At 63.2% G+C, this 26166-nt stretch carries 28 protein-coding genes; 14 read left to right on the forward strand and 14 right to left on the reverse strand.

Annotated elements, in window-relative coordinates; genetic code table 11:
• Positions 1–380 precede the first annotated feature (380 nt).
• Positions 381–3179 carry an Rne/Rng family ribonuclease gene (locus tag C1A35_RS18060; protein WP_104665664.1) on the forward strand — a complete coding sequence of 933 codons (2799 nt, stop codon included), beginning with the start codon at positions 381–383 and terminating at the stop codon, positions 3177–3179.
• 116 nt (positions 3180–3295) lie between these two features.
• On the opposite strand, the gene C1A35_RS18065 is transcribed toward C1A35_RS18060, so the two are convergent.
• Positions 3296–4453, reverse strand: coding sequence for a pyridoxal phosphate-dependent aminotransferase (locus C1A35_RS18065; RefSeq protein ID WP_104665665.1), 1158 nt, complete (start codon positions 4451–4453; stop codon positions 3296–3298).
• Positions 4454–4686: 233 nt separating this feature from the next.
• On the opposite strand from C1A35_RS18065, the gene C1A35_RS18070 reads away from it, so the two are divergent.
• The 5 genes from C1A35_RS18070 to aat all read left to right on the forward strand — a co-directional run bounded on the left by C1A35_RS18070 (position 4687) and on the right by aat (position 8494).
• The gene (locus tag C1A35_RS18070) at positions 4687–5454 is read left to right on the forward strand and encodes a DsbA family protein (protein WP_104665666.1); all 768 of its coding nucleotides are present in this window, start codon (positions 4687–4689) and stop codon (positions 5452–5454) included.
• Between the two features lie 106 nt (positions 5455–5560).
• Positions 5561–6007, forward strand: coding sequence for a type II 3-dehydroquinate dehydratase (aroQ, locus tag C1A35_RS18075; RefSeq protein ID WP_104665667.1), 447 nt, complete (start codon positions 5561–5563; stop codon positions 6005–6007).
• 26 nt (positions 6008–6033) lie between these two features.
• Entirely contained in the window at positions 6034–6513 is a 480-nt protein-coding gene (accB, locus tag C1A35_RS18080) for an acetyl-CoA carboxylase biotin carboxyl carrier protein (protein WP_104665668.1), read from the forward strand.
• A 12-nt stretch (positions 6514–6525) separates the two neighbouring features.
• A complete protein-coding gene (gene accC, locus C1A35_RS18085; RefSeq protein WP_104665669.1) occupies positions 6526–7869 on the forward strand; it encodes an acetyl-CoA carboxylase biotin carboxylase subunit in 1344 nt (447 codons plus the stop codon).
• Positions 7870–7879: 10 nt separating this feature from the next.
• On the forward strand, positions 7880–8494 hold the full coding sequence (gene aat, locus C1A35_RS18090; RefSeq protein WP_104665670.1) for a leucyl/phenylalanyl-tRNA--protein transferase: 615 nt from the start codon (positions 7880–7882) through the stop codon (positions 8492–8494).
• A 49-nt stretch (positions 8495–8543) separates the two neighbouring features.
• Here the strand turns inward: aat and C1A35_RS18095 are convergent, their stop codons facing one another.
• From C1A35_RS18095 to gatB, 5 genes are all read right to left on the reverse strand, one after another.
• Complete coding sequence (locus C1A35_RS18095; RefSeq protein ID WP_034795441.1) at positions 8544–8996, reverse strand: DUF2155 domain-containing protein; 453 nt, start codon at positions 8994–8996, stop codon at positions 8544–8546.
• 124 nt (positions 8997–9120) lie between these two features.
• Positions 9121–9516 carry an NADH:ubiquinone oxidoreductase subunit NDUFA12 gene (locus tag C1A35_RS18100; RefSeq protein ID WP_104665671.1) on the reverse strand — a complete coding sequence of 132 codons (396 nt, stop codon included), beginning with the start codon at positions 9514–9516 and terminating at the stop codon, positions 9121–9123.
• A gap of 108 nt (positions 9517–9624) precedes the next feature.
• Positions 9625–10095, reverse strand: a complete 471-nt coding sequence (locus C1A35_RS18105; RefSeq protein WP_104665899.1) for a GNAT family N-acetyltransferase — start codon at positions 10093–10095, stop codon at positions 9625–9627.
• 229 nt (positions 10096–10324) lie between these two features.
• Complete coding sequence (locus C1A35_RS18110; protein ID WP_104665672.1) at positions 10325–10825, reverse strand: GNAT family N-acetyltransferase; 501 nt, start codon at positions 10823–10825, stop codon at positions 10325–10327.
• A gap of 2 nt (positions 10826–10827) precedes the next feature.
• Complete coding sequence (gene gatB / locus C1A35_RS18115; RefSeq protein WP_104665900.1) at positions 10828–12330, reverse strand: Asp-tRNA(Asn)/Glu-tRNA(Gln) amidotransferase subunit GatB; 1503 nt, start codon at positions 12328–12330, stop codon at positions 10828–10830.
• Positions 12331–12489: 159 nt separating this feature from the next.
• Here gatB and C1A35_RS18120 point away from each other — a divergent pair, with 159 nt between their 5' ends.
• Both C1A35_RS18120 and C1A35_RS18125 read left to right on the forward strand, forming a co-directional pair.
• Complete coding sequence (locus C1A35_RS18120) at positions 12490–12768, forward strand: DUF1294 domain-containing protein (RefSeq protein ID WP_104665673.1); 279 nt, start codon at positions 12490–12492, stop codon at positions 12766–12768.
• A 206-nt stretch (positions 12769–12974) separates the two neighbouring features.
• Positions 12975–13229 carry a YjhX family toxin gene (locus tag C1A35_RS18125; RefSeq protein WP_104665674.1) on the forward strand — a complete coding sequence of 85 codons (255 nt, stop codon included), beginning with the start codon at positions 12975–12977 and terminating at the stop codon, positions 13227–13229.
• An 87-nt stretch (positions 13230–13316) separates the two neighbouring features.
• On the opposite strand, the gene C1A35_RS18130 is transcribed toward C1A35_RS18125, so the two are convergent.
• From C1A35_RS18130 to C1A35_RS18150, 5 genes are all read right to left on the reverse strand, one after another.
• Complete coding sequence (locus C1A35_RS18130) at positions 13317–14753, reverse strand: GGDEF domain-containing protein (RefSeq protein WP_104665675.1); 1437 nt, start codon at positions 14751–14753, stop codon at positions 13317–13319.
• Positions 14754–14878: 125 nt separating this feature from the next.
• Complete coding sequence (locus tag C1A35_RS18135) at positions 14879–15370, reverse strand: GNAT family N-acetyltransferase (RefSeq protein WP_104665676.1); 492 nt, start codon at positions 15368–15370, stop codon at positions 14879–14881.
• A gap of 82 nt (positions 15371–15452) precedes the next feature.
• Positions 15453–16934, reverse strand: a complete 1482-nt coding sequence (gene gatA, locus C1A35_RS18140; RefSeq protein WP_104665677.1) for an Asp-tRNA(Asn)/Glu-tRNA(Gln) amidotransferase subunit GatA — start codon at positions 16932–16934, stop codon at positions 15453–15455.
• 50 nt (positions 16935–16984) lie between these two features.
• Positions 16985–17272: an Asp-tRNA(Asn)/Glu-tRNA(Gln) amidotransferase subunit GatC gene (gene gatC, locus C1A35_RS18145; protein ID WP_077961532.1), complete on the reverse strand. Its 288-nt coding sequence runs from the start codon at positions 17270–17272 to the stop codon at positions 16985–16987.
• A gap of 110 nt (positions 17273–17382) precedes the next feature.
• Positions 17383–18087, reverse strand: coding sequence for a metal-dependent hydrolase (locus tag C1A35_RS18150; RefSeq protein WP_104665678.1), 705 nt, complete (start codon positions 18085–18087; stop codon positions 17383–17385).
• A gap of 81 nt (positions 18088–18168) precedes the next feature.
• On the opposite strand from C1A35_RS18150, the gene ruvX reads away from it, so the two are divergent.
• On the forward strand, positions 18169–18654 hold the full coding sequence (gene ruvX / locus C1A35_RS18155; RefSeq protein WP_104665679.1) for a Holliday junction resolvase RuvX: 486 nt from the start codon (positions 18169–18171) through the stop codon (positions 18652–18654).
• On the opposite strand, the gene C1A35_RS18160 is transcribed toward ruvX, so the two are convergent.
• Together C1A35_RS18160 and C1A35_RS36405 are read right to left on the reverse strand one after the other, a co-directional pair.
• A complete protein-coding gene (locus C1A35_RS18160) occupies positions 18600–18941 on the reverse strand; it encodes a DUF6105 family protein (protein WP_104665680.1) in 342 nt (113 codons plus the stop codon). The two genes, ruvX and C1A35_RS18160, sit on opposite strands and share 55 nt — an antisense overlap.
• Positions 18938–19078: a hypothetical protein gene (locus C1A35_RS36405; protein ID WP_089045732.1), complete on the reverse strand. Its 141-nt coding sequence runs from the start codon at positions 19076–19078 to the stop codon at positions 18938–18940. The genes C1A35_RS18160 and C1A35_RS36405 overlap by 4 nt, the downstream gene beginning before the upstream one ends.
• 240 nt (positions 19079–19318) lie before the next feature.
• Here C1A35_RS36405 and C1A35_RS18165 point away from each other — a divergent pair, with 240 nt between their 5' ends.
• Complete coding sequence (locus tag C1A35_RS18165; protein ID WP_104665681.1) at positions 19319–20254, forward strand: AEC family transporter; 936 nt, start codon at positions 19319–19321, stop codon at positions 20252–20254.
• A gap of 41 nt (positions 20255–20295) precedes the next feature.
• Here the strand turns inward: C1A35_RS18165 and C1A35_RS18170 are convergent, their stop codons facing one another.
• Positions 20296–21948, reverse strand: a complete 1653-nt coding sequence (locus C1A35_RS18170) for an acyl-CoA dehydrogenase family protein (protein WP_104665682.1) — start codon at positions 21946–21948, stop codon at positions 20296–20298.
• 157 nt (positions 21949–22105) lie between these two features.
• Between C1A35_RS18170 and C1A35_RS18175 the strand changes: the two genes are divergently transcribed.
• The 4 genes from C1A35_RS18175 to dprA are packed head-to-tail and all read left to right on the forward strand — an operon-like array spanning position 22106 to position 26125.
• Complete coding sequence (locus C1A35_RS18175) at positions 22106–23047, forward strand: aspartate carbamoyltransferase catalytic subunit (protein ID WP_104665683.1); 942 nt, start codon at positions 22106–22108, stop codon at positions 23045–23047.
• On the forward strand, positions 23044–24336 hold the full coding sequence (locus C1A35_RS18180; RefSeq protein ID WP_104665684.1) for a dihydroorotase: 1293 nt from the start codon (positions 23044–23046) through the stop codon (positions 24334–24336). Before C1A35_RS18175 ends, C1A35_RS18180 begins: the two co-directional genes overlap by 4 nt.
• A gap of 29 nt (positions 24337–24365) precedes the next feature.
• Positions 24366–24977 (forward strand): glycerol-3-phosphate 1-O-acyltransferase PlsY, encoded by a 612-nt coding sequence (gene plsY / locus C1A35_RS18185; protein WP_104665685.1) that lies wholly within the window; start codon positions 24366–24368, stop codon positions 24975–24977.
• The gene (gene dprA, locus C1A35_RS18190) at positions 24977–26125 is read left to right on the forward strand and encodes a DNA-processing protein DprA (RefSeq protein WP_104665686.1); all 1149 of its coding nucleotides are present in this window, start codon (positions 24977–24979) and stop codon (positions 26123–26125) included. Before plsY ends, dprA begins: the two co-directional genes overlap by 1 nt.
• Positions 26126–26166 lie beyond the last annotated feature (41 nt).

The raw sequence follows: 26166 nt of genomic DNA on the forward strand, positions 1-26166 counted from the left end.
TCGCATTTCCGCGGTCGCAAGGTGTTCATCCGCCGTCGCTGCATTTCCTCCCCGTACACTGGATCGCAAATTTCCGGCGGTGGCCGGAGTTCTTGATGGTGATTTTTCACCGACGCCCGCAAGCGGGCGCATTCATCGGGTCTTCATGAGACCTTGGACATTGGCATTCTTGTTTGGTCATTGATGTTGACTCAGCAGTATCGGTCAGAAGTAGCGCGGCCCCGGGACAGACATGTTCCGGCTGTCGTCTGGCTGCTGCACCATCGCCTGCGCCAAACAGGAACTTTCATATCCGGCGCACCTTCCGACGTGTTTGGCAGTCTTCCCAAGGAAGCAGGTCTGTCTCCCGTTCCGCTGGCGCGCCGAGGAGCACAGCTTAGATGGCAGAGAAAATGCTTATCGATGCGTCTCATTCCGAAGAGACGCGCGTCGTTGTCGTTCGCGGGAACCGCATAGAAGAGTTCGACTTCGAGTCGGAACACAAAAAGCAGATCCGCGGCAATATCTATCTGGCGAAGGTCACCCGGGTGGAGCCCTCGCTCCAGGCCGCCTTCGTCGATTACGGCGGCAACCGCCACGGGTTCCTGGCTTTCGCCGAAATCCACCCCGACTACTACCAGATCCCGCTCGCCGACCGTCAGGCGCTCTTGAAGGCCGAGGCCGAAGAAGCGCGCCGCGATGACGACATCGAGCATGTCGAGACCGCCCCCGCTCCGGCAAGCGAACTTTCCGTTCCCGTCGACCTTGAGGTCGTAGCGGAGACCACGGAGACAGAAGTCGAGACGCCCCTCGTAGAGGCCGTCGCCGTCGAAGAGGAAGCGCCGGCCGAAAAGCCGAAGGCGAAGCCGAAGCGCGTCCGCAAGACCAAGGCGAAGGCCGCGGAAGAAGCGGCAGCCGCCTCCCCCGAGGGCGACGAGAGCAATGGCGGCGAAATGGCTGCCATGGTCGACACCGACGCGATTTCCGAGGATGTCGACAGCCGCCGCCGCCATGACGACGACGATGACGACGACGACAGCCACGACGGCGAAAAGGAAATCATCGAATCCGTCGGCGCCGAAGACGCGATGGAAGAGGTTCCGGATCGCCAGGTCCGCAAGCCGCGCAAGCAGTACCGCATCCAGGAAGTGATCAAGCGCCGCCAGATCCTGCTCGTTCAGGTCGCCAAGGAAGAGCGCGGCAACAAGGGCGCGGCACTCACTACATACCTGTCGCTCGCCGGTCGCTACTCGGTGCTGATGCCGAACACCGCGCGCGGCGGCGGCATCTCCCGCAAGATCACCAACCTGCAGGACCGCAAGCGCCTGAAGGAAATCGCCCGCGGCCTCGAAGTACCGCAGGGCATGGGCGTGATCCTGCGCACCGCCGGTGCCAACCGCACCAAGGTCGAGATCAAGCGCGACTTCGAATATCTGATGCGCCTGTGGGAAAACGTCCGCACGCTGACGCTGAACTCCACGGCCCCCTGCCTTGTCTATGAGGAAGGCAGCCTGATCAAGCGCTCGATCCGCGATCTCTACAACAAGGACATCAGCGAGATCATCGTTTCCGGTGAGGAAGGCTACAAGGAAGCCAAGGGCTTCATGAAGATGCTGATGCCGAGCCACGCCAAGGTGGTTCAGCCTTACCGCGACGTGCATCCGATCTTCTCGCGCTCCGGCATCGAAGCGCAGCTCGACCGCATGCTGCAGCCGCAAGTAACGCTGAAGTCCGGTGGCTATATCATCATCAACCAGACCGAAGCCCTGGTTTCGATCGACGTCAACTCCGGCCGTTCGACGCGCGAGCACTCGATCGAAGACACCGCACTCCAGACGAACCTGGAAGCGGCGGAAGAAGTGGCACGCCAGCTGCGCCTGCGCGACCTTGCCGGCCTCGTCGTCATCGACTTCATCGACATGGAAGAGAAGCGCAACAACCGCTCCGTCGAGAAGAAGCTGAAGGACTGCCTGAAGAACGACCGCGCCCGCATCCAGGTCGGCCGCATCTCGCATTTCGGCCTGCTCGAAATGTCGCGCCAGCGCATTCGGGCCTCGGTGCTCGAATCGACGATGCAGACCTGCCCGCATTGCAACGGCACGGGTCACGTTCGCTCGCAGTCCTCCGTCGCCCTGCATGTGCTGCGCGGCATCGAGGAATACCTGCTCAAGAACACGACGCACGACATCACCGTGCGCACGATCCCGGATATCGCGCTCTACCTGCTCAACCAGAAGCGCGGCACGATCATGGACTACGAAGCCCGTTTCGGCGTCTCGATCATCATCGAGGCTGACGCCCATGTCGGCGCGCAGCACTTCGCGATCGATCGCGGCGAGCCGGTCGAAAACCCGGTCAAGATCGAACAGTTGCTGCATTTCGAGCCGGAAGAGGAAGAAGACGACGTCGTGATCGAAGAGGATCTCGACGAGGAAGAAGCAGAAGAAATCGCCGGCGAGCAGCGCCAGGAACAGCCGAAGGCCGCCGCGCAGTCGGACGACCAGAGCGGCCGCAAGCGCAAGCGCCGTCGCCGCCGTCGCGGCAAGGGTGGCCAGCAGGCCGAGGGTGGCGCTCTCCAGGTCTCCGAATCGGCAGGTGATGCCGAAGACGGTTCCGATGAGGACGAAGGAGACGACGAGGGCGTAGACGCCGAAGCCACGACCGCCGATGGCGATCAGAAGCGCAAGCGCCGCCGCCGCGGCAAGCGCGGTGGCCGCCGCAATCGTCCGGAAGGCGAAGGTGAAGGCCAACTCGATGCCGATGGCGATGCGGAAGCCGGCGACGATGGCGCAGAAGAAGCCGAAGCCGTAGAGGCCCCGGCCGCTGCAGCCGAGGTCGAAGTGGCTGTCGCCGTCGCGGAAACGGCTGTGGTTGCCGAGGAAGCCGAAGTGGCGGACGTAAAGCCCGCCAAGCCGAAGCGCACCCGCAAGAAGGCCGTCAAGGCTGAAGAACCGGCGGTGAGTGTCGACGAAGTTGCCCAGGCAGCGATCGAAGACCAGCCCGCGGTTGCCGACACGGCCATCGAAGCAGTGGAAGAGGCAGCGACCGATCTTGCCGAAGCCAAGCCGGTGCGCGCGAACCGCGACCTCTCGAAGATCGCTTCCGAACCGGTGGTGACGTCGAGCGCGACGAAGCCCGAAGAGGAAGAGCCTGGCAAGCCGAAAAAGGGCGGCTGGTGGCAGCGCCGCGGCTTCTTCTAAGAAGCCGCGCGGCAAGCGCCAAAGTCTGAAAACACGAAAGGCCCGGGGCGATCCGGGCCTTTTCCTTTGAGCGGATGACAAAAGGGACTTTTCCCCCTGCCCGTTTGTTCAGACGGTCACGCGAGCCAGCGCGCGACCCTGTCCATGGCCTCGACCATGTCGGCCTCGGCGCCGGCATAGGAAAAGCGCATGGTGCGATGTCCCTCCAGCGGATCGAAATCGAAGCCCGGGGTTGCCGCAACGTTGATCTCGGCGAGCATCCGTTTGGCAAAGGCCATGCTGTCATTGGTGAAGCGGCTGACGTCGGCATAGGCGTAGAAGGCGCCATCCATCGGCGAGGCGATGGAGAAGCCGATTTCCGGCAAGCGCTTCAGAAGCATGTCCCGATTGGCCGCATAGGCCGCCTTGTAGCGGTCGAGTTCCTCATGCGCGTCGAGTGCTGCTTCGGCGGCGATCTGCGACAGTTCCGGTGGCGAGATGTAAAGGCTCTGGGCGATGCGCTCGAAGCCACGGACCTTGTCGGCCGGCAGCACCATCCAGCCGATCCGCCAGCCGGTCATGCAATAGTATTTCGAGAAGGAGTTGATGACGATCACCTCGTCGGTGACCTCCAGCGCGCTTGCCTCCTCGCCGGCAAAGGTCAGCCCGTGATAAATCTCGTCGGAGATGAAGGCGATCTTCTCTGCCCGGCAATAGTCGGCCAGGGCCTTCAGTCCCGCCCTGCACGTCACCGTGCCGGTCGGGTTGGCCGGGCTCGCCAGCAATACACCCTTCAGCGGCCGGCCTAATTTCGCAGCGGCGCGCGAAAGACTTTCCGGCGTCAGCGTGAAACCGGTCTCGGCGTTGGCCTCAACCTCGACGACCGTCAGGCCGAGCGCCGCCAGAATGTTGCGATAGGCCGGATAGCCCGGCCGCGCGATCGCGACGCAGTCGCCGGGATCGAAGAGGGCCAGGAAAGCAAGGTTGAAGCCGGCAGACGATCCGGTGGTGACCGCGACCCGCTGCGGATCAAGGGCGATGCCGTGCCGTTTCCCGTAGTGGCGGGCGATGGCGGTGCGCAACGAGAGCGTGCCGAGCGCGTCCGTGTAGCCGAGCCGGCCATGCTCAAGCGCCTTGCGCGCCGCTTCCAGCGCCGCCTTCGGCGCGGGATGCGCCGGCTGGCCGACGGCCATCGAAATGACGGGATGGCCGGCATCCCGGCGGCGGGTCGCCTCGGCCAGCACGTCCATCGCGTGGAAGGGCTCGACGGCACTGCGTTTAGACAAATCTACCAACGGAAAATCCTCGATGTGCGGCGGTTACCCAGCCCTTTGCCCGATGAAAATGACCTTCACAAGTCCGCGAGTGCCGTATTTCCGCCGATTTTGCCGTTTCGTTTCCGCGGCACCCACCCTATGCTGCCGGCATATTGCGGATACGAGGAATCCTGTTGTCATCAAGAACAGTCGGTTGACCCGGCGACACGAGATGGACGACACACGGGACACGCAAGGACAACGAGGTAGAAATGAATTTCAGCACCAAGATGATTGCCGCCGGAACGCTCGCAGCGCTCGTGGCCGGGGTCAGCCTGCCGCAGAGCGCACTCGCGCTCGACGCGAAGCAGAAGGAAGAAATCGGCGCCTTCATCAAGGAATACCTGATCGCCAATCCCGAGATCATGCTCGAAGTGCAGGAGGCGCTGACGACGAAACAGCGCGCCAAGCAGCAGGAAGCGGCGGAAAGCGCGATCACCGAAAACAAGACGGCGATCTTCAACTCCGACTACGACATGGTGCTCGGCAACCCCAAGGGCGACGTCACCGTCGTCGAGTTCTACGACTACAATTGCGGCTACTGCAAACGCGCCCTTTCCGACATGGACGATATCCTCGCCAAGGACAAGAACGTCCGCTTCGTGCTGAAGGAACTGCCGATTCTCGGTCCGGATTCGCTGGCCGCCCACAAGGTGAGCGCCGCCTTCCGCCTGGTCGCGCCGGAGAAGTACGGCGACTTCCACCGCGCGCTGCTCGGCGGAGAAGACCGCGCCACGGAGGAGACAGCGCTTGCGGTCGCCGCCAAGCTCGGCGTTTCCGAGAAGGATCTGCGCGCCAAGATGGAAAAGGAACCGCATGACGCAGCCGTGCGCGAGGCCTACAGCCTTGCCAACGAGCTCGGCATCACCGGCACCCCCTCTTACGTCATCGGCAACGAGGCCGTCTTCGGGGCTGTCGGCTCCGAAGAGATCGAGGGCAAGGTCGCCAATATGCGCGAATGCGGCAAGACCGCCTGCTGACAACGCTTCCCATGACTGTGGACAAATCCCGCGGGGGCCCAAAGGGCTTTTCCTCGCGGGACCATCAGTCTATAGGTAACCCTCCATGACCGGACCGGAACCCCTTATGCCATCGACTATTTTCGTGCTGAACGGCCCCAACCTGAATGCGCTGGGCAAGCGCGAACCGGGTATTTATGGCGGCCAGACGCTGGCCGACATCGAGGCCATGTGCAAGACGGAAGGCAAGACGCTCGGCTTCGACGTCGATTTCCGCCAGTCGAACCATGAAGGAACGCTGGTCGATTGGCTGCACGAAGCTGGCAGCGTTGCCGCCGGCGTGGCGATCAACCCGGCCGCCTATGGCCACACGTCGATCGCACTTCACGACGCCATCCGTGCCATCGGCATTCCGGTCGTCGAACTGCACCTTTCAAACATCCATGCGCGCGAGGAATTCCGCCACAAGTCGATGATCGCGCCGGCTGTCAAAGGCGTTATCTGCGGTTTCGGCGCACAGAGTTACATTCTTGCGCTGCATGCGCTAAAGAACCTGACAAATCCGTCGAAATAAGAAGAACATTAAGAGGCTCATATTCCATGGCTGACAAGAAACCAGGCATCGACCAGGCGCTGATCCGCGATCTCGCCAACATTCTCAAGGACACCGATCTGACCGAGATCGAGGTCGAGCAGGACGACCTGCGCATTCGCGTCTCGCGCAACGGCACGCCGGTTGCGATGCCGATGGCCATGCCGCAGATGCCGGCCTACCAGATGCCGGCCGCAGCTGCCGCTCCGGCCAACGCCGTCGCCGCGCCTGCTGCCGAGAACGGCCGCGCGTCGAAGAACGCCGTAACCGCACCGATGGTCGGTACCGCCTATCTTTCGCCGGCGCCGGGCGCCCGCCCCTTCGTTGAAGTCGGCGCCACGGTCAAGGAAGGCCAGACGATCCTGATCATCGAAGCCATGAAGACCATGAACCAGATCCCGGCGCCGCGCTCGGGCAAGGTCACCGAAATCTTCGTCCAGGACGCAGCCCCCGTCGAATATGGCGAACCGCTGATCGTAATCGAATAAGGCGGCGCGGCGATGATCTCGAAAATTCTCATTGCCAATCGCGGCGAAATCGCCCTTCGCGTGCTTCGTGCCTGCAAGGAACTCGGCATCGCCACGGTCGCTGTGCACTCCACGGCCGACGCCGACGCCATGCATGTGCGGCTCGCCGACGAGAGCGTCTGCATCGGCCCGCCGCCCTCGCGCGATAGCTATCTGAACATTCACCAGATCGTCGCCGCCTGCGAAATCACCGGTGCCGACGCCGTGCATCCGGGCTACGGCTTCCTGTCGGAAAACGCCAAGTTCGCCGACATCCTCGATGCACACGACATCACCTTCATCGGCCCGACGGCGGAACACATCCGCATCATGGGCGACAAGATCACCGCCAAGAAGACGGCGCAGGAACTCGGCATCCCGGTCGTTCCGGGCTCCGACGGCGAAGTGAAGCCCGAAAACGCGCTCGAAGTCGCCCGCAAGATCGGCTTCCCGGTGCTCATCAAGGCGACCGCCGGCGGCGGCGGCCGCGGCATGAAGGTCGCCCGCTCCGAGGCCGACCTCGAGGAAGCCGTATCGACTGCCCGCGCCGAAGCGCTTGCCGCCTTCGGCAACGACGCGGTCTACATGGAAAAGTACCTCGGCAAGCCGCGCCACATCGAGATCCAGATCGTCGGCGACGGTGCCGGCAATGCGGTGCATCTCGGTGAGCGCGATTGCTCGCTGCAGCGCCGTCACCAGAAGGTCTGGGAAGAAGCAAACTCCCCGGCGCTCAACGTCGACCAGCGCATGAAGATCGGCCAGATCTGCGCCGACGCCATGAAGAAGCTGAAGTATCGCGGCGCCGGCACGATCGAGTTCCTCTACGAGAACGGCGAGTTCTATTTCATCGAAATGAACACCCGTCTGCAGGTCGAGCATCCGATCACCGAAGCGATCACCGGCATCGACCTCGTGCACGAGCAGATCCGCGTCGCCTCCGGCGGCGGTCTGTCGGTCAAGCAGGAAGACATCGTGTTTTCCGGCCACGCCATCGAGTGCCGCATCAATGCCGAAGATCCGCGCACCTTCGTCCCCTCCCCGGGCACGATTACGCACTTCCATGCGCCGGGCGGCCTCGGCGTACGCGTCGATTCGGGTGCCTATCAGGGCTACCGGATCCCGCCTTACTACGACAGCCTGATCGGCAAGCTGATCGTGCACGGCCGCACCCGCGTCGAGTGCATGATGCGCCTGCGGCGCGTGCTTGACGAATTTGTCATCGACGGCATCAAGACGACGCTTCCGCTGTTCCAGGACCTGATCAATAATCAGGACATTGCCAACGGCGACTACGACATCCACTGGCTGGAGAAGCATCTGGCCGCCACGTCCGAGTAAGGACCAGACGTTGAAAGGGACGCGCAGCAAGCAGCCCGATATTACACCGGACATGCTGCTGCGCGCCTATTCGATCGGCCTCTTCCCGATGGCCGATTCGGCCGATGACCCGGAGCTCTTCTGGGTCGAGCCGGAAATCCGCGGGGTCATCCCGCTTGCAGGCTTCCATGTCTCGCGGAGCCTTGCCAAGACCATCCGCCGAAACCGCTTCGACATACGCTTCAACACCGCCTTCGAAGCGGTCATGGACGGTTGTGCGGCCCCTGCTCCCGATCGTCCGACGACCTGGATCAACAACAAGATCCGCACACTCTACGCGACGCTGCACGCGATGGGTTATGCGCACAGCGTGGAGGCCTGGGAAGGCGATCAACTGGTCGGGGGGCTCTATGGCGTTTCGCTCGGCTCCGCCTTCTTCGGCGAAAGCATGTTCTCCAGGCGCACCGACGCCTCGAAGATCTGCCTCGTGCACTTGGTCGAGCGGCTGAAGGCGCGCGGCTTCGAACTGCTCGATACCCAGTTCACGACCGAGCACCTGAAGTCGTTCGGCGCCGTCGACGTACCGAAGGCGGAGTACGAGGTCATGCTGGCGGACGCGATGTCGTCGCCGGACCTCGCCTTCTAACCAGGCCGGTTTCTTATTTCCTTGAGATAATGGGAATACGTCCCGCCGCTCAGCGCTTCTGCGCGGTGTCTGGCGGCGGCAGGTCCGAGGTCGCCTTGCAGGATTGCAGCCAGACGTCATAGACCGGGTGCTCGACGGCATTCAGGCCCGGGCTGTCGGCAAACATCCAGCCGGTGAAGATGCGGCGAATCTTGCGGTCGAGCGTGATTTCCTCGACCTCGACGAAGGTCGTGATCTTCTGCGCTTCCGTATCGTCACGGCTGTAGCAGACGCGCGGCGTGACCTGAAGGGCGCCGAATTGCACGGTTTCGCCAATGTAGACGTCGAAAGTGGTGATCCGGCCGGTGATCTTGTCGATGCCGGAGAAGACGGCAACGGCGTTCGAGAGGCGGGCTGCGTCAACGGCTTCCGCAGATGCGACCAGCGGCAAGGCGGCAAGCAGGGACAAGCCCAAGCGCCGTGTTCCTTGGCCGATTGCCTTGCGCAGATCAGAACCTGCCATTGTCGCCTGTCTCCCGCGTACCCTGTTCTTCATCGATGGATATCAGGCGCTAACCATCAAATGTGGCCGCGCCATGATCGAGGAACCTATCCGCGGTCCGTCGTCGTCACTGAGAACAGATTATTCAGGAGCCCGGCGTCCAGGCGTCGTAGTCGCCGGTCACGCGCGGACGCTTTCCGGTGGCAGCGATCGAACCCTGGGGACGATAAGCGTTGGCCGTTCCGGTCGGATTGGCGCGATGCGGCTTCTGCCATTCGCGCGGCGTGTACTTTTCATCGGCCGGCGAAACGTCGGTCCGGTGATGCATCCAGCCGTGCCAGCCGGCCGGAATGGCGGAGGCTTCGGCATAGCCGTTGTAGATCACCCAGCGGCGGGTGCGGCCTTCGGAGTCCTTGCCGCCCTGATAATAGACATTGCCGAGCTCGTCCTGACCGACGCGCTGGCCGTGGCGCCACGTGTGAAAGCGCGTTCCGATCGTCTGTTCGTTCCACCAGGTGAAAATCTGCAGCAGGAGCTTCATCGATGCCGTCCTTGACCGGCCGTTGGGAAGGCGGCCAGATACCAATACAATGTCCCCGCTTATGCCCCGCCGCTCATGGCTTGTCCAGTGATTCCGAGGCAAAGGCCGTCATTTCAACGGCATGCGAAAGCCGAAATGGCTGCGTGTGAAGCCCAGCCGCTCGTAGAAGCGGTGCGCGTCGGTGCGCACGGCGTTGGAGCTGAGCTGCACCTTCTTGGCGCCCCTCTCCCGCGCCTCGGCGATCGCATGGCGCATCATGCGTTCGCCAATCCGGCGGCCGCGCATATCCTCGCGGGTCTGGACCGCTTCGACAATCAGGCTGGAGCTGCCGCGCCCCGACAGCGATGTGTGCAGCGCCGTCTGAAACGTACCGACGATCTCGCCTGAGAGCACCGCCACATAGAGCGTCTGCAGCGGCGAGAGAGCGATCTTCTCGAAAGCGGCGACATAGTCGCCAAAGGCCTCCGGATCGGTCGTGTCGCCATGGCCGCCGAGCGGATCCCCGGCAAAGATCGCTACGATCGCGGCAAGGTCTTCGCGTTCGGCTTTGCGGATCAGGAGATCTATTGTCGCGTCCATGGTTTCCCCGCTGACATCGTTCGTCGGCTGCGCATCAAACACCGAGAGGTGACGGCGCGATGACGGCGTCGCACCTTCCGAGGTTATCCACAGACATGCAAGACTTCAGGCAACCGAGCCACTCGCCCAAAGCCCGCCGCGTGAAAAAGGTACACACGCCGGGCTTTAAGCTCTCGTACCTACGCATGCCGCTGCCACGGAACCGCGACACACTTTTGCACGACATGCGTCAGCCGAGGAGCGGTTTTTCCAGAACGATGGCCGGCAGGCCGGACTGATCGTCGCCGCAGTTGCTCACCTGGCCGACCTCGGCAAAACCATGCGCCCGATAGAAGGTGAGCGCGTGCAGGTTCTGCGGCTCGACTTCGACACGCATCCGTTCGGCGTCCGGGAAGCAGGTTTCGAGTTCGGCGAAAATATCGCGTCCGACGCCCTGCCGCTGAAACTTCGGAAGGACATAGAGCTGATGCAGCACGACCGTCTTGGCCTGCGTATCAGACATCGCCGCATAGCCCATGCCGCCGAGCTGCCGCCCATCGTCGGCCACCAGGAACTCGGCATTCTTGCGCGCGAGCCGGGCTTTGAGCGCCGGCAGGGAATGCCAGCGCTCCGTCAGTTCGTTGACCTTCTCGACACCGTAGAAGGTGTCATAGGTCGCGTGCCACGTCTCGATCAGCAGGGCGCGAACCTTGTCCAGATCGCGCTCGCTTGCCGTGCGCACGAAGAACATCGTTACTCCTCGATGCCAAGCTTGGCCTTCACCAGCGCCTGTACGGCCTGCGGGTTGGCCTTGCCGCCGGTCGCCTTCATCACCTGGCCGACGAACCAGCCGGCAAGCGAAGGCTTGGCCTGAACCTTGGCAACCTGATCCGGGTTGGCGGCGATGATCTCGTCGACGGCCTTCTCGATGGCGCCGGTGTCGGTCACCTGCTTCATGCCGCGGGATTCGACGATCTCGGCCGGGTCGCCGCCCTCGTTCCAGATGATCTCGAAGAGATCCTTGGCGATCTTGCCGGAGATGGTTTCGGCCCTGATGAGGTCGATGATGCCGCCGAGCTGGGCCGGGGAAACCGGAGTCTCTTCAATGGCTTTGCCGGCCTTGTTCAAGGCGCCCAGCAGGTCGTTGATGACCCAGTTGGCGGCAATCTTGCCGTCGCGGCCTTCGGCAACCGCTTCGAAATAGTCGGCGATCGACTTTTCGGAGACGAGCACCGAGGCGTCATAGACCGAGAGACCGAGGTCGCGCACGAAGCGGTCCTTCTTGTCGTCGGGCAGTTCCGGAAGGGTCGCCTTCAGCGCCTCGACGAAAGCGTCGTCGAATTCGAGCGGCAGCAGATCCGGATCCGGGAAATAGCGATAGTCGTGCGCATCTTCCTTGGAGCGCATCGAACGGGTCTCGCCCTTGTTCGGATCGAACAGGCGGGTCTCCTGGTCGATGCTGCCACCGTCCTCGAGGATGCCGATCTGGCGGCGTGCCTCATACTCGATCGCTTGGCCAATGAAGCGGATCGAATTGACGTTCTTGATTTCGCAACGCGTGCCGAAGCCCTCGCCCGGACGACGCACGGAAACGTTGACGTCGGCGCGCATGGAGCCTTCGTCCATGTTGCCGTCGCAGGTGCCGAGGTAGCGCACGATCGAGCGCAGCTTCGTCATATAGGCCTTGGCCTCGTCCGAGGAGCGCATGTCCGGCTTGGAGACAATCTCCATCAGCGCGACGCCCGAGCGGTTGAGGTCGACATAGGACATCGACGGATGCTGGTCGTGCATCGACTTGCCGGCGTCCTGTTCCAGATGCAGACGCTCGATGCCGATCTCGACATCCTCGAACTGGCCCTGGCGGTCGGGGCCGATCGAGATGATGATCTTGCCTTCGCCGACAATCGGATCCTTGAACTGGGAAATCTGGTAGCCCTGCGGCAGGTCCGGGTAGAAATAGTTCTTGCGGTCGAAGATCGAGCGGTTGTTGATCTGGGCCTTAAGGCCGAGACCGGTGCGCACCGCCTGCTTCACGCATTCCTCGTTGATGACAGGCAGCATGCCGGGCATGGCGGCATCGACCAGCGAAACGTTGGCGTTCGGTGCGTTGCCGAACTCCGTCGATGCGCCCGAGAACAGCTTCGAATTGGAGAGCACCTGGGCATGGACTTCCATGCCGATGATGACTTCCCAGTCGCCGGTGGCGCCGGGGATGAAGCGTTTCGGATCAGGGGTGCGGACGTCGACGATGCTCATATCATGCTCTTCTTTGAAGCCTGAATTCTTGGTTTCTCGGTAGAACAATTGGTCCGCCGGTGCAAGTTGTTCGGCGGCTCAGAGGCGCCATCTGCAATCTCATGCGAACCGCATGCGTCTCTTAACCACCGTTTAGCGCCTATCGGCAAGACTTCGCTCATGTCCATCGGCCCTGCCCTCCTCGCGTTCGCAATTCTCGTCAACCTGACTGCCTTCGGGCTGTTCTGGTACGACAAGCGAGCGGCGCGCTTCGGCCGGCGGCGCATCAGCGAACGGACCCTGCTGACGGTCGCCTTTTTCGGCGGCAGCCCGGGAGCGATGACGGCGCGCCATATCTTCCGGCACAAGACGCGCAAGGAACCCTTTCGTACGCACCTCGCGCTGATCATCGTCTTTCAGGTGGCACTGGCCGCCATCGGCACCTTGGCGTTGCAGTGACACCTTGACGCGCGGGCGACGGTCTTTTAGGAAGTCACCGTTCTATTGGAGTTTTTATGTTCCGTTCTTCGCCTGAGTCCCGGTAAAGCCCGTCCGCGTAATCCCCTTTGATTGCGCGCACGGGCCGGAAACGTCACCCCGCTATCCAAAGATTTGCGGAACGTTTTCCTGCGTTCTTCCGAACGCTATTCCGGAACATTCAGACAATGGACATCTCGCGCGCAGAACAGCGCATTCTTCACCATTTGGCCCAGGGCGGCCGCATCGAAATCACCCGCGAAGACAAGGCGATCACCGAGATCCGGTGCTTCACCCGCGATGGCTGGGTCTATCCCGGCTTTGACCTTGGGCTTTTCCGCAAGCTGAAGCGCAAGAAGGCGATCGCGTCTTCCGGCGGCAAGCCCTACCGGATCACGGAACATGGCTTGCGGCTGGTTCGATCGGAACTCAACAATCGTTGAGGGGCAGCGACGCCGATACCGGGCATTTTCATGCCCGGTATCGGCTCTTCACGTTAGGTGAATGCCAAGGCCTTGGTTGACCGCACGTCATGCGTGGACCGGCAGGGCACAGCGAACGCGATCGCGGCCAGCATCCTTTGCCTGGTAAAGGGCTCGATCCGCAGCCAGGAGCAGCCGGTCTAGCCCGGCTTCGCCGGTTGAAACCTCGGCGGCTCCGATGCTGATCGTCACCGAGAGTTTGCCATCCTGCTCCAGGTCGAGCTCCAGCGCACGCACCGCCTCGAGCAACCGCTCGGCGACCTTGAGCGCGTCGGCAGGGGACTGCCGGGCAAGCACGACGGCGAATTCCTCGCCGCCGAGCCGGCCAAAGAGATCATCGCTGCGGAGCGTTGCGCGCACCGTGCGGGCGACCGCGGTCAGCACCCGGTCTCCCACGGCATGGCCGTAGGTATCGTTGATCGCCTTGAAGCGATCGATATCGAGCATCATCACGACCGTACCGCTTCGGCGCGCAGCGGGTGCCGCCACCAGCGCAGCGGCCCGGGACATGAACGCGGAGCGCGCCAGGCATTGCGTGAGAAAATCGTAGTCGACCGCATGGGACAAACGCCCGATCAGGGCCCGCCGAGCAGCGTCGACGCTGGCAACTGTCAGGGGACAGAGCGCCAGAAGCGTCGTCCCCAGCCGCGTCGATGTGAGCGTCGCCTCGGCAAAGGCGCTGACACCGAGATGCAGCGCTCCTGATGCCACGGCGATCTGCGTCAGCACGCCGACGATCGCTGTCAACACCGTCACGGAAAACAACCCATAGGTCAGGGCGCACCACAGAAGTGCCGGCACCGGAAAGGCGAAGGCGCCGGGCCCGCCGATCACAAGCGCCGCGGCGCACGAGACGAGCAAGGCAACCAGCGGCCAGGGGCTGCCTGCCCTTGCGGAAGCCGCGATCGACGCGGCGCCAGCGCGCGAACCATCGCTGAAGATCGGCGCTGCCAGGAAGACGGGCAGGATAACCACGTAATTGACAAGTTCAGTCGTCAGCCAGGCGACAAAAGCCTCCGACAGCGGCGCGCCGAACGCAACGTGCACGGCAGCGGCCCCCACGATGGCAGCACCGATCGCAGCGAGCGAGGCGTTGACAAACATGTGAAGCACCGACAGCGCCCGGCGCAGATGCCGATGTTCGCTGGAAAGCCTCGCGAAAAGCGCGTAGCCGATGATGACGCCGACCATGTTGGCGGCATTCAGCGAGATCGCCTGCGTCAGGTCCGATCCTGTAGCGACATCGGCGAGCACATAGGCCAAGGCGGCTGAAGACCAACCGGCCGGGGACGCCAGCGCAGGATTTCTGACGAGAAGGCCAAGAAGGATGGCGTTGGCCGGCCAGATTGAAGCGAGCATGCCGACCGGACGGCTCAGGATGCCGAGCACGCAGGCGACGAAAACGATCAGCCCCAGGCCGGCAATCCAAAACGAGTGATGGAAGGGCTTCAGAACCAACGGCCGTGCGGCCGTCCTCTCCAGCATTTGCAACAAGCGTTCCCCCGCGGTGCCACCGCACTTTCATAGCCCATAATATTTCATGGGCCTAATGAATGAGGTATGAATGCGCCAGCACCATTTCTGGATGACAGCCATTCGGCAGCTGCAGATCAGGCTTCGCCCTCTCCTCCGAGAACTTTTCTCAGACCGACAAACTCCACGTCGCTGTCGAGTTGCGGCGCATAGGCGGTCGAAAGCCAACTCACCCCGTATCCGCCGTTGCGGAAGAAGCGCACGGCCCGCTCGTTGCGCGCGTGGGTCTTGGTCGTCACGCTATCGAAGCCGTCCTTGACGATGCGGGCCTCGATTTCACCGAGCAAGAGGCCGCCAAACCCTCGCCCCTGTGCGGACGGCTCGATCCACAGATCGGATATCGCATTGTCGAAGTTTTCCCGCGCGGTCCAGCCGCGAATGTCACCTTCGGCTTCGAGGAGCAGTACGGAAAGCCATTGATCGGAAAGAAAACGGTGAAATGCGGTCTCAGCCACCTGCCGCATCTTGTCGCTATCGGCGAGGCCGGCAATGGCGGATTGCCAGGCACCAAGACCGATTGCGGTCAAACGGTCGACGTCGTCGGCTCGGGCATGGCGGATGACGGGCATGACGCGGGCTCCTTCCGCGACAACGATGACTGGCCTTCAAAATGAAGAATGGCGGCGCCTCACCGGCACCGCCATCGAAATCTTACCACCACTTGGCGGGGGTGAACCGGCCGGCGGCCTGCTCGATGATATGCGCCGTCTTGAACAGCGTCTCTTCCTCGAACGGCTTGCCGATCAATTGCAGGCCAAGCGGCAGGCCCTTGTGGTCGAGGCCGCCCGGAACGGCGATGCCCGGCAGGCCGGCCATATTGACCGTCACCGTGAAGATGTCGTTGAGGTACATCTTTACCGGATCGGATGCGAGATCCTCGTCGGCGATGCCGAAGGCGGACGACGGCGTCGCCGGCGTCAGGATAGCGTCGACGCCGGCATGGAACGCCAGTTCGAAATCGCGCTTGATCAGCGTGCGGACCTTCTGCGCCTGCAGGTAGTAGGCATCGTAGTAACCGGCCGAAAGCACGTAGGTGCCGATCATGATGCGGCGCTTGACCTCGTCGCCGAAACCGGCGGCGCGGGTCTTTTCGTACATGTCGACGATGTCCTTGCCGTCGACGCGCAGGCCGTAGCGAACGCCGTCATAGCGGGCAAGGTTCGAAGACGCCTCGGCCGGAGCGACGATGTAGTAGGCCGGCAGCGCATACTTCGTGTGCGGCAGGGTGATGTCGACGATCTCGGCACCGGCTTCCTTCAGCCAGGCGATGCCCTGCTGCCAGAGCGCCTCGATCTCCTCCGGCATGCCATCGACGCGGTATTCGCGCGGGATGCCGATCTTCATGCCCTTGATCGACTTGCCGATTGAGGCTTCGTAGTCCGGCACCGGCAGATCGACCGAGGTCGTGTCCTTTGCATCGACGCTCGCCATCGACTTCAGGAGGATCGCGGCATCGCGCACGTCACGGGCGATCGGGCCCGCCTGATCGAGCGACGAGGCGAAAGCGACGGTGCCCCAGCGCGAGCAGCGGCCATAGGTCGGCTTGATGCCGACGGTTCCGGTGAAGGCTGCAGGCTGACGGATCGAGCCGCCGGTATCGGTGGCGGTCGCTCCGGCGCACAGATGCGCGGCAACGGCTGCGGCGGAACCACCGGACGAGCCACCCGGCACGAGATCCAGATTGGAGCCCTTGGCGCGCCACGGGTTCTTGACCGCGCCGTAATAGGAGGTCTCGTTCGAGGAGCCCATGGCGAACTCATCCATGTTCAGCTTGCCGAGCATGACCGCGCCATCGTTCCAGAGGTTCTGGGTAACAGTCGATTCGTAGCGCGGCTCAAAGCCGTCGAGGATGTGGCTGCAGGCCTGGGTGTGCACACCTTCGGTGGCGAAGAGGTCCTTGATGCCGAGCGGGATACCTTCGAGCGCACCGGCCTTGCCGGCTGCGATACGCGCATCCGAGGCCTTGGCCATCTCTCGTGCCTTTTCGGGCGTGACGGCGATGTAGGCGTTGATCGCCTCATTGGCGGCATCGATCGCGCCGATATAGGCGTCGGTCAGTTCGACGGCGGTGATTTCCTTGGCGGCGAGCTTCGCGCGGGCTTCGGCAATCGTCAGGCTGGTAAGGTCGGTCATGGTGAATTCGGGCTTTCGCGATCGGGAAGGTCGGGGCGGCAGGCGGGAGGTTACTCGACCACCTTCGGAACGAGGAAGAAGTTGCGATCCGAATTCGGCGCGTTGGCGACGATGTCGTCGGCCTTGTTGCCGTCGGATACAGCGTCGATGCGCTTCTTCATCTCCATCGGCGTGACCGAGGTCATCGGCTCGACGCCATCGACATTGACTTCGGAGAGCTGCTCGACGAAGCCGAGGATGCCATTGAGCTCACCCATCATCCGCTCGGCTTCCTCTTCGCTGACGGCGATACGGGCAAGGCGCGCGACGCGCTTCACGGTGGCAAGGTCTACGGACATGATCGTCTCCGGTATCTGGAACTTCCCCCGCTATAATGGCGCGCGGCGAGGCACGCAACGGGGGAATTGCCGGAGAGCCGGGCCCTTTCGTCAAAAGGCCCGGCGCGACATCAGACTGTAACGACACCACCGACGTGCGGCGTCTCGACCTTGGTCGATGCGCTGTCCATGCCGGCAACGAAGGTTTCCGGCGTCTGGTCGATGATCGGGAACGAGCCATAGTGGCAGGGGATCGCGGTTGCGAACTTGAAGAAGCGCTGGCAGGCGAGTGCTGCGACGGCCCCACCCATGGTGAACCGGTCGCCGATCGGGACGATGCCAATCTCCGGCTGGTGCAGCTCGTTGATCAGCGCCATGTCGGAAAAGATGTCCGTGTCGCCCATGTGATAGAGCGTCGGCTCGTCCGCGAAATGCAGCACCAGGCCGTTGGCATTGCCGAGCGAGTGGGAGACGCCGTCTTCGGTCAGTTGCGCCGAGGAATGAAGCGCATTGACAAAGGTTGTCGAGAAGGAGCCCAGATGGATGGTGCCGCCGGTGTTTCCCATCTCCAACGCCCTGACACCATGCCGCCCAAGCCAGGCAGCAAGGTCGGCATTGGCAACCACGGTCGCACCGGTCTCCTTGGCGATCGCGATCGTATCGCCGACATGGTCGCCATGGCCATGGGTCAGAAGAATGTGGGTGAGCCCGGCCGTTGCATCCCTGCGGTCCTCGTCACGGAAAGCGGGATTGCCGGTAAAGAAGGGGTCGATGAGGATTTTGGACTTTGCCGTTTCGATGTGAAAGGCGGCGTGACCGAGCCATTTGATCTTCATGACGATCTCCCTGATGATTTGCTTGTCCGAACAGCATATGGATCAGACAACTCTCGGCGCAAAGATCGAATCGACACAGACATGGCAATTCTCACCATCGAAGAGCTGGCCACCCAGCTGCAGCAGAACCAGGCGATCGCCGGCCTCGACCTCGGCACGAAAACGATCGGGCTCTCGGTCTCCGATCTCGGCCGCCGTTTCGCCACCCCGCGCGAGGTGATCCGCCGGGTCAAGTTCGGCGTGGACGCGGATGCCCTGCTATCTGCAGCGGAAAAAGAGAAAGTTGCCGCCTTCGTCATCGGCCTGCCGGTCAACATGGACGGCAGCGAAGGGCCGCGCTGTCAGGCGACGCGCGCCTTCGTGCGCAACATGGAGCAGAAAACGCCCCTGCCCTTCGTCTTCTGGGACGAAAGACTTTCGACCGTCGCGGCCGAGCGGGTGCTGATCGAAATGGATGTTTCGCGAAAGAAGCGGGCCGAACGCATCGATTCGGCCGCCGCGTCCTTCATTCTTCAGGGCGCGCTCGACAGGCTGGCGTCGCTGGCACGAGACGGCCTCTCGGACTGAGGGGCCACGGCGCCGAAGCGGCGACGATACCAGGCCGCGATCTGGCGGCGCTTGCGAAAGCCGATGATGGCGAAAACGATCAGGCTGTCGACGACGATCGCGCGCGCGACCAGCGGCGGGATCGATTCCGGCGGAATGCCGAGAACGTTGCCGTAGATCTGGAAGACCAGATCATGCGTTTGGCGTGTCAGCATGAAGAAGCCGAAGCTCATGTCGTAGTACGAAAGACCGTACCAGCCGATCAGCAGAAGGACCGGGCCGGCCCACAGGATCAGAAACCACTTCATGCGGCTCCCCTTTCCGAGATCTGCCGAAAGACAACTGGGTAAATCGCGCGGTCAGCCAGCACGACGGCCACAAGAACCATCGCGGGAACTGCGATATCTAGCGCCAGTCCGGCAAAAAACATCATCATGATGATCATAAGACCAGTTCTCACCGAACCGCTCCATTCCGGATTCGATTGAATGCAGGACCAATGTCCGCCCTCACGGGGGGCTGCGCAATGTAAACCATTTGTTAAGGTTAATTTTCACAGGGCAAGTCCGGTCGCAGCCCCTGGGAGGCGTGAGACTTCCGTTTGATCGCCGCCTCGTGCCACTAGCGCATTCCGGTCGGCCATGATTTGAGGTAGCGATAGACGTCCCGCACGCAGGCCTCCCCCATGACCGTTGTCTTTGAAAGTATCCTTCCCGTCTTCCTCCTGGTCCTGCTCGGCGCCTGGCTCAAGCGTTCGACGTTCGTCGACCAGAACCTCTGGCTCGGACTTGAGCAATTCGGCTATTTCATCCTGTTCCCTGCCCTCTTGTTCTCGACCCTGGCTGAGGCGGATTTTGCCGGATTGCAGGCCGACGCGACCGCCGTCGCCACGATCGGCAGCGTCAGCCTGATGTCGATCTTTGTGCTCTTGCTTTGGCCGATCCTCCGGGACCGGCAGGTGTCCGCAGCGTCCTTCACGTCGGTTTTCCAGACGGCAACGCGGTGGAATGGGTTCATGGCGCTTGCGATCGCCCACAAGCTCTACGGCTCGCTCGGCCTGACGCTGACCGCGCTCTTGATGACGCTCCTGATCATCCCGACCAATCTCTACAATATCGCCGCGCTCGTCTGGTTCGCAGGCGGCAGCCGCGACTTTCGCCGCTTCTTCATGCGCATCGCCACAAACCCGATCATCGTGTCTTCGGTGCTTGGAATTTTCGTCAACCTGATCGGACTGAAGGTATACAGCCCGCTAATGGCCACCATCGAGATGCTGGCGAGCGCGTCGCTCAGCCTCGGGCTGGTGATGGTCGGTGCGGGCCTGCGGGCATCCGATGCGTTGAAGCCCAGCGGGACGGCGTTGCTCGCGGTCTTCCTCAAGCTGATCGTCATGCCGGTCTTCATGGTGAGCGCGAGTTACCTGCTCGGCATCCGCGGCGACGCGTTGCTCATCATCGCGCTTGGCGCGGCGGTACCGACGGCGATGAACGGCTACTTGCTCGCCAAGCAGATGAACGGCGACGCCGACCTCTATGCGGCAGTCGCCACCGTCCAGACGGTGGTGTCGTTCTTCACGATCCCGCTGGTGCTCTACCTGACGGCTTACGTCTCAACGCTCTGACAGATCAGGGGCCGACGACTACGCCGCAGGGGGCTGACGACTTAGGTCGCAGGGGGATAGAGAAGGTCGAGGATGTAGGCCGAATCGAAGCGGGAATCGAGCATGCCGTAGGTCGAGCGCCATCCTGCGGCCAGGCGTGATTCCAGAAACGCATCGGCGATGCGCCCGGCACCAAGCCGGTAGAGCTCGGCAGCAGCGGCAGCAAGCGCCAGCTGCTCGACCAGCATGCGTGCAGCCCCCTCGTCGCGTTCGCACAGCGACATGGCCGCGCGCAGCACGTCGATCGTCTTGCGGCCCGAGGGACCGAGATCGCGGGCGAGAACCACGAAGAGCTGCTCGAACAGATCCTTGCCCTTGGCAAGCACCCGCAGCACGTCCAGCGCCATGACGTTGCCGGAGCCTTCCCAGATGGCGTTGACTGGCGCTTCGCGGTAGTGGCGCGCCAGAGCCCGCTCTTCCACGTAGCCGTTGCCGCCCAGGCACTCCATCGCCTCATAGATCAGTGCCGGCGCGATCTTGCAGACCCAGTATTTCGCAACCGGCGTCATGATCCGGGCGTAGGCCGCATCTTCCGCGCTGTTGCGCGCCCTGTCGAAGGCCTCCGCCAGGCGGAAGGAAAGTGCGCTTGCCGCGGCAACGTCGAGCGCCATGTCGGCAAGCACGCGGGTCATCATCGGCTGGCTGACGAGCGGCTTGCCAAAGGCTTTGCGGCCACGCGTGTGGTGCACCGCCTCGGCGAGCGAGGCGCGCATCATGCCGGCAGACGCCAGCGCACAGTCGAGCCGCGTCAGCGTCACCATGTCGAGGATCGTGCGGATGCCGGCATCCGGCGCACCAAGGATGAAGCCGAACGTATCGGAGAACTCGACCTCGGAGGACGCGTTGGACCGATTGCCGAGCTTGTCCTTCAGCCGCTGGAAACGCAGTCCGTTGGCGCTGCCGTCTTCCAGAAGTCTGGGCACGAGGAAGCAGGCGAGCCCCTCGCGGGTCTGTGCCAGCATGACGAAGGCGTCGCTCATCGGCGCCGACATGAACCACTTGTGGCCGTTGAGCCGATAGATGCCCTCGCCCACCCGCTCGGCCGTCGAGGTGTTGGCGCGCACGTCGGTGCCGCCCTGCTTCTCGGTCATGCCCATGCCGACGGTAACCGCCGACTTCTGCATCCACGGACGGTTGGTGGAATCGTACTTGCGCGACAGGATCTTCGGCGCCCACTCCTTCTGCACGGCCGGCGATGCGGTGATCGCGGCAAGCGAGGCGCTCGTCATCGTCAGCGGGCAAAGATGGCCGCATTCGAGCTGGGCCGTCAGATAGAAGCGGATCGCGCGCGTCTTGTGCGACTGATTGCGCTCCTCAATGAGGTTCTCCCAGGCGGATGCATGCAGGCCGGACGACATCGAGCGGCGCATCAGCGCATGCCAGGCCGGATGGAACTCGACGACATCGAGACGCTCGCCGCGGGGGCCGTGGGTCTTCAGCTTCGGCGGGCCTTCGTTCGCCATGCGCGCCAGTTCCTGCGCCTCGGGCGACGTGACATAGCGGCCGAGCACGTCGAACTCGTCGCGCAGCGCCTTGCTCATGCCCGAGGTGATATCCACCACGAGCGGGTCGGAGCGATAGGCGTTGACACCGGACCAGGGCTTGGGCTGGTTCAGCTCGGCGAGTTTCTGTTCAGTCCGGTTCATCTGATTCATGGGCCGGTTCTAGCGCAAGTTTCCCGGCCACGGAACGGGGCGCGAGAAAGATAGGATCGCCGTTGCAAGTTTTCTGCGGACGGAACCGCGCAAGCCTTGCCGTGCCGGGGACCAGGTCTTATAGAGCGACGCAATTTAAAGAGCGCAAGGGCGGCCCATGATCACTTTCCCGCATCGCCACCTGCTCGGCATCAAGGGGCTCACGGAGCAGGATATCACCTATCTGCTCGACCGCGCCGATGAAGCCGTCCAAATCTCCCGTCAAAGAGAGAAGAAGACCTCGACATTGCGGGGGCTGACGCAGATCAACCTCTTCTTCGAGGCCTCGACCCGCACGCAGTCTTCGTTCGAGCTTGCCGGCAAGCGGCTCGGCGCCGACGTCATGAACATGTCGGTCGGCAACTCGTCGGTAAAGAAGGGCGAAACGCTGATCGACACGGCGATGACGCTGAATGCCATGCATCCGGACGTGCTGGTGGTGCGCCATTCCTCGGCCGGTGCCGCAGCCCTTCTCGCGCAGAAGGTCTCCTGCTCCGTCGTCAACGCCGGCGACGGCCAGCACGAGCACCCGACCCAGGCGCTGCTCGATGCGCTCACCATCCGCCGTGCCAAGGGCAAGCTCTCGCGCATCATCGTCGCAATCTGCGGCGACGTGCTGCATTCGCGCGTGGCGCGTTCCAACATCCTGCTCCTGAACCAGATGGGTGCGCGGGTGCGCGTCGTTGCACCGGCAACGCTGCTTCCTTCGGGCATCGCCGACATGGGCGTTGAGGTCTATCATTCGATGGCCGAGGGCCTGAAGGGTGCTGATGTCGTCATGATGCTGCGCCTCCAGCGTGAGCGCATGGCCGGCTCCTTCGTGCCGTCGGTGCGCGAATACTTCCACTATTTCGGGCTCGACGCGAAAAAGCTGAAGGCGGCGAAGGACGATGCGCTCGTCATGCATCCCGGGCCGATGAACCGCGGCGTCGAAATCGCCTCGGAGATCGCCGACGGCCCGCAGAGCGTGATCGAACAGCAGGTCGAGATGGGCGTTGCCGTGCGCATGGCGGTGATGGAAACGCTGCTTCTCTCGCAGAACCAGGGGCCGCGCCTATGACCAGACCACTCGTTCTGAAGAACCTTCGCATCGTCGATCCCTCGCGAAACCTCGATGAGGTCGGCACTGTTATCGTTGGCAACGACGGCCGCATTCTTGCAGCCGGCGCCGATGCGCAGAACCAGGGTGTGCCGGACGGTGCCTTCGTCAAGGACTGCGCCGGTCTGACAGCCGTTCCGGGCCTCGTCGATGCCCGCGTCTTCGTCGGCGAACCGGGCAGCGAACACCGCGAAACCTTCGAGTCCGCATCGCGCGCTGCCGCCGCCGGTGGCGTCACCACCTTCATCGCCATGCCGGAAACCGACCCTGTTATCGACGACATCGCGCTCGTCGAATACGTAAAGAAGACGGCGCGCGACAAAGCGCTCGTCAACGTGCATCCGGCCGCAGCGCTCACCAAAGGCCTCGACGGCGAGGAAATGACGGAATTCGGCCTGCTGCGTGAGGCGGGTGCCGTCTGCTTCACCAATGGTCGCCGCTCGATCCATGACACCCTGGTCTTGCGCCGGGCCATGACCTATGCGCGCGAATTCGGCGCCGTCATCTCCCTTGAGACGCGCGACAAGTATCTCGGTGCCAACGGCGTCATGCACGAGGGCCTGCTCGCGAGCTGGCTCGGCCTCTCCGGTATCCCGCGCGAGGCCGAGATCATTCCACTCGAGCGCGACCTGCGGATCGCCGGACTGACGCGAGCCGCCTATCATGCCGCCCAGATCTCGGTTCCCGAGTCGGCCGCGGCGATCCGTACCGCGCGCGAGCGCGGCGCCAACGTCACCTGCGGCGTGTCGATCAACAATCTCGCGCTCAACGAGAACGACATCGGCGAATACCGGACCTTCTTCAAGCTTTCGCCGCCGCTGCGCAGCGAGGACGACCGGGTCGGCATGGCGGAGGCACTGGCCGACGGCACGATCGACATCATCGTCTCCTCGCACGATCCGCAGGACGTCGATACCAAGCGCCTGCCGTTTGCCGACGCGGCCGACGGGGCGATCGGCCTCGAGACGCTGGCAGCCGCTGCCCTTCGCCTGCACCATAGCGGCCAGGTGCCGCTGATGCGCCTGATCGACGCGATGTCGACGCGGCCCGCAACGATCTTCGGCCTTGATGCAGGCACGCTGAAGCCCGGCGCCAAGGCCGATATCGCCGTTCTCGATCTCGACGAACCCTGGGTGCTTTACGAGGAAGCGATCGTTTCGCGCTCCAAGAACACGCCGTTTGAAAATGCACGCTTTACCGGACGGGTCGTACAAACCTATGTTGCCGGCAAGCTCGTGCATTCTGCATAAGCCGCCAAGGTCGCGCGGGAGGGGAACCGGTGGATCTAATGTCCTGGCAGCTCGGGCTGCCCTTTACGCTCCTGAGCCTTGGTTTCGGCTATCTGCTCGGCTCGATCCCGTTCGGGCTGATCCTGACCCGCATGGCCGGGCTCGGCGACGTGCGCAACATCGGCTCGGGCAACATCGGCGCGACCAATGTGCTTCGCACCGGTAACAAGAAGCTTGCGGCCGCCACCCTGTTGCTTGACGCGCTGAAGGGCACGGCGGCAGCCGCGATCGCCTCCTATTGGGGCGTGGAAGCAGGCATCGCTGCCGGCTTTGCCGCCTTCATCGGCCATCTCTATCCGGTCTGGCTCGGCTTCAAGGGCGGCAAGGGCGTCGCCACCTACATCGGCGTCCTGCTCGGCCTTGCCCCCGCCATGGTACTCGCCTTTGCGGCCATCTGGCTCGGCATGGCGAAAATCAGCCGCTACTCCTCATTGTCCGCTCTGGTTGCAACGGCTATCATTCCGGTTCTACTTTACGCGGTAGACGACAGTAGGGTCGCTCTTCTCTTTGCGGCGATGACTGTCATCACCTGGGTGAAGCATCGCGCCAATATTCAGCGGCTGCTTGCCGGCACGGAAAGCAGGATAGGAGACAAGGGATAATGTCTGAGGCCAGCGCAGGACGAACCGGAGTGGCGCTGACCGAACGACAGAAGATATCCTGGCTCCGGCTGATCCGCAGCGACAATGTCGGCCCCATCGCCTTCCGCGACCTGATCAACCATTTCGGCACCGCTGAAAACGCGCTCGATGCACTGCCTGAGCTGTCGCGGCGCGGCGGCACGAAGCAGAGCTATCGCGTCGCATCGGTCGGCGAGGCCGAGCGCGAACTGGAAGCCGCCCGACGCCACGGCGCCGTCTTCGTCGGCATCGGCGAAGCAGCCTACCCCCCGGCACTCAGGCAGATAGACGGTGCTCCCCCTCTCCTTGCCGTGAAAGGCGATCTCGGCGCGGCTGCCCGCCCGTCGCTCGGCATCGTCGGTTCGCGCAACGCTTCGGTCAGCGGCGCGAAGTTTGCGGCGATGATTGCGCGCGATGCCGGTCGCGCCGGTTATGTCGTGACCTCGGGCCTGGCGCGCGGCATCGATACGGCCGCCCATCGCGCGAGCCTTGAAACCGGCACGATCGCGGCCCTTGCCGGTGGCCTCGACAAGCCCTACCCACCCGAAAACATCGGCCTGCTCGAAGAGATCACGTCCGGTCGGGGCCTTGCGATCAGCGAAATGCCGTTCGGCTGGGAGCCGCGGGCGCGCGACTTTCCGCGCCGCAATCGGCTGATCGCCGGCGTCAGCCTCGGCGTTGCGATCGTCGAGGCGGCGCACCGCTCTGGCTCGCTCATCACCGCGCGCTATGCCGCCGATTTCGGCCGGCTCGTTTTCGCGGTTCCCGGCTCGCCGCTCGATCCGCGCTGCCATGGCACCAACGATCTCCTGAAACAGGGCGCGATCGTCACGACCGCACCGGACGACGTGATCGAGGCGCTGGCGCCGCTCAGCCAGCTGGAGCTTCCGCTGCCGGGCGCGCGGGAACCGGATGGTGAGGCGCAGGTTGGCGCTCCTGCCAGCGCGAACGACAGCGACCGCGCCGCGGTCAACACCGCCCTCGGCCCGACACCGGTCGAAATCGACGATATCGTCCGCCACACCGGTCTGTCGCCCGCACAGGTCTATCTGCTCCTGCTGGAACTCGACCTTGCCGGCCGGCTGCATCGCCATGCCGGCGGATTGGTGTCCGCGGCGGCGCCGGAGTGATCGTCGGCCAACGAACCGACCTGAGTGCGACGGCGGCAGCA

It is taken from the genome of Ensifer adhaerens (assembly GCF_002940685.1).
GTDB classification, from domain to species: Bacteria; Pseudomonadota; Alphaproteobacteria; order Rhizobiales; family Rhizobiaceae; genus Ensifer; species Ensifer adhaerens_E.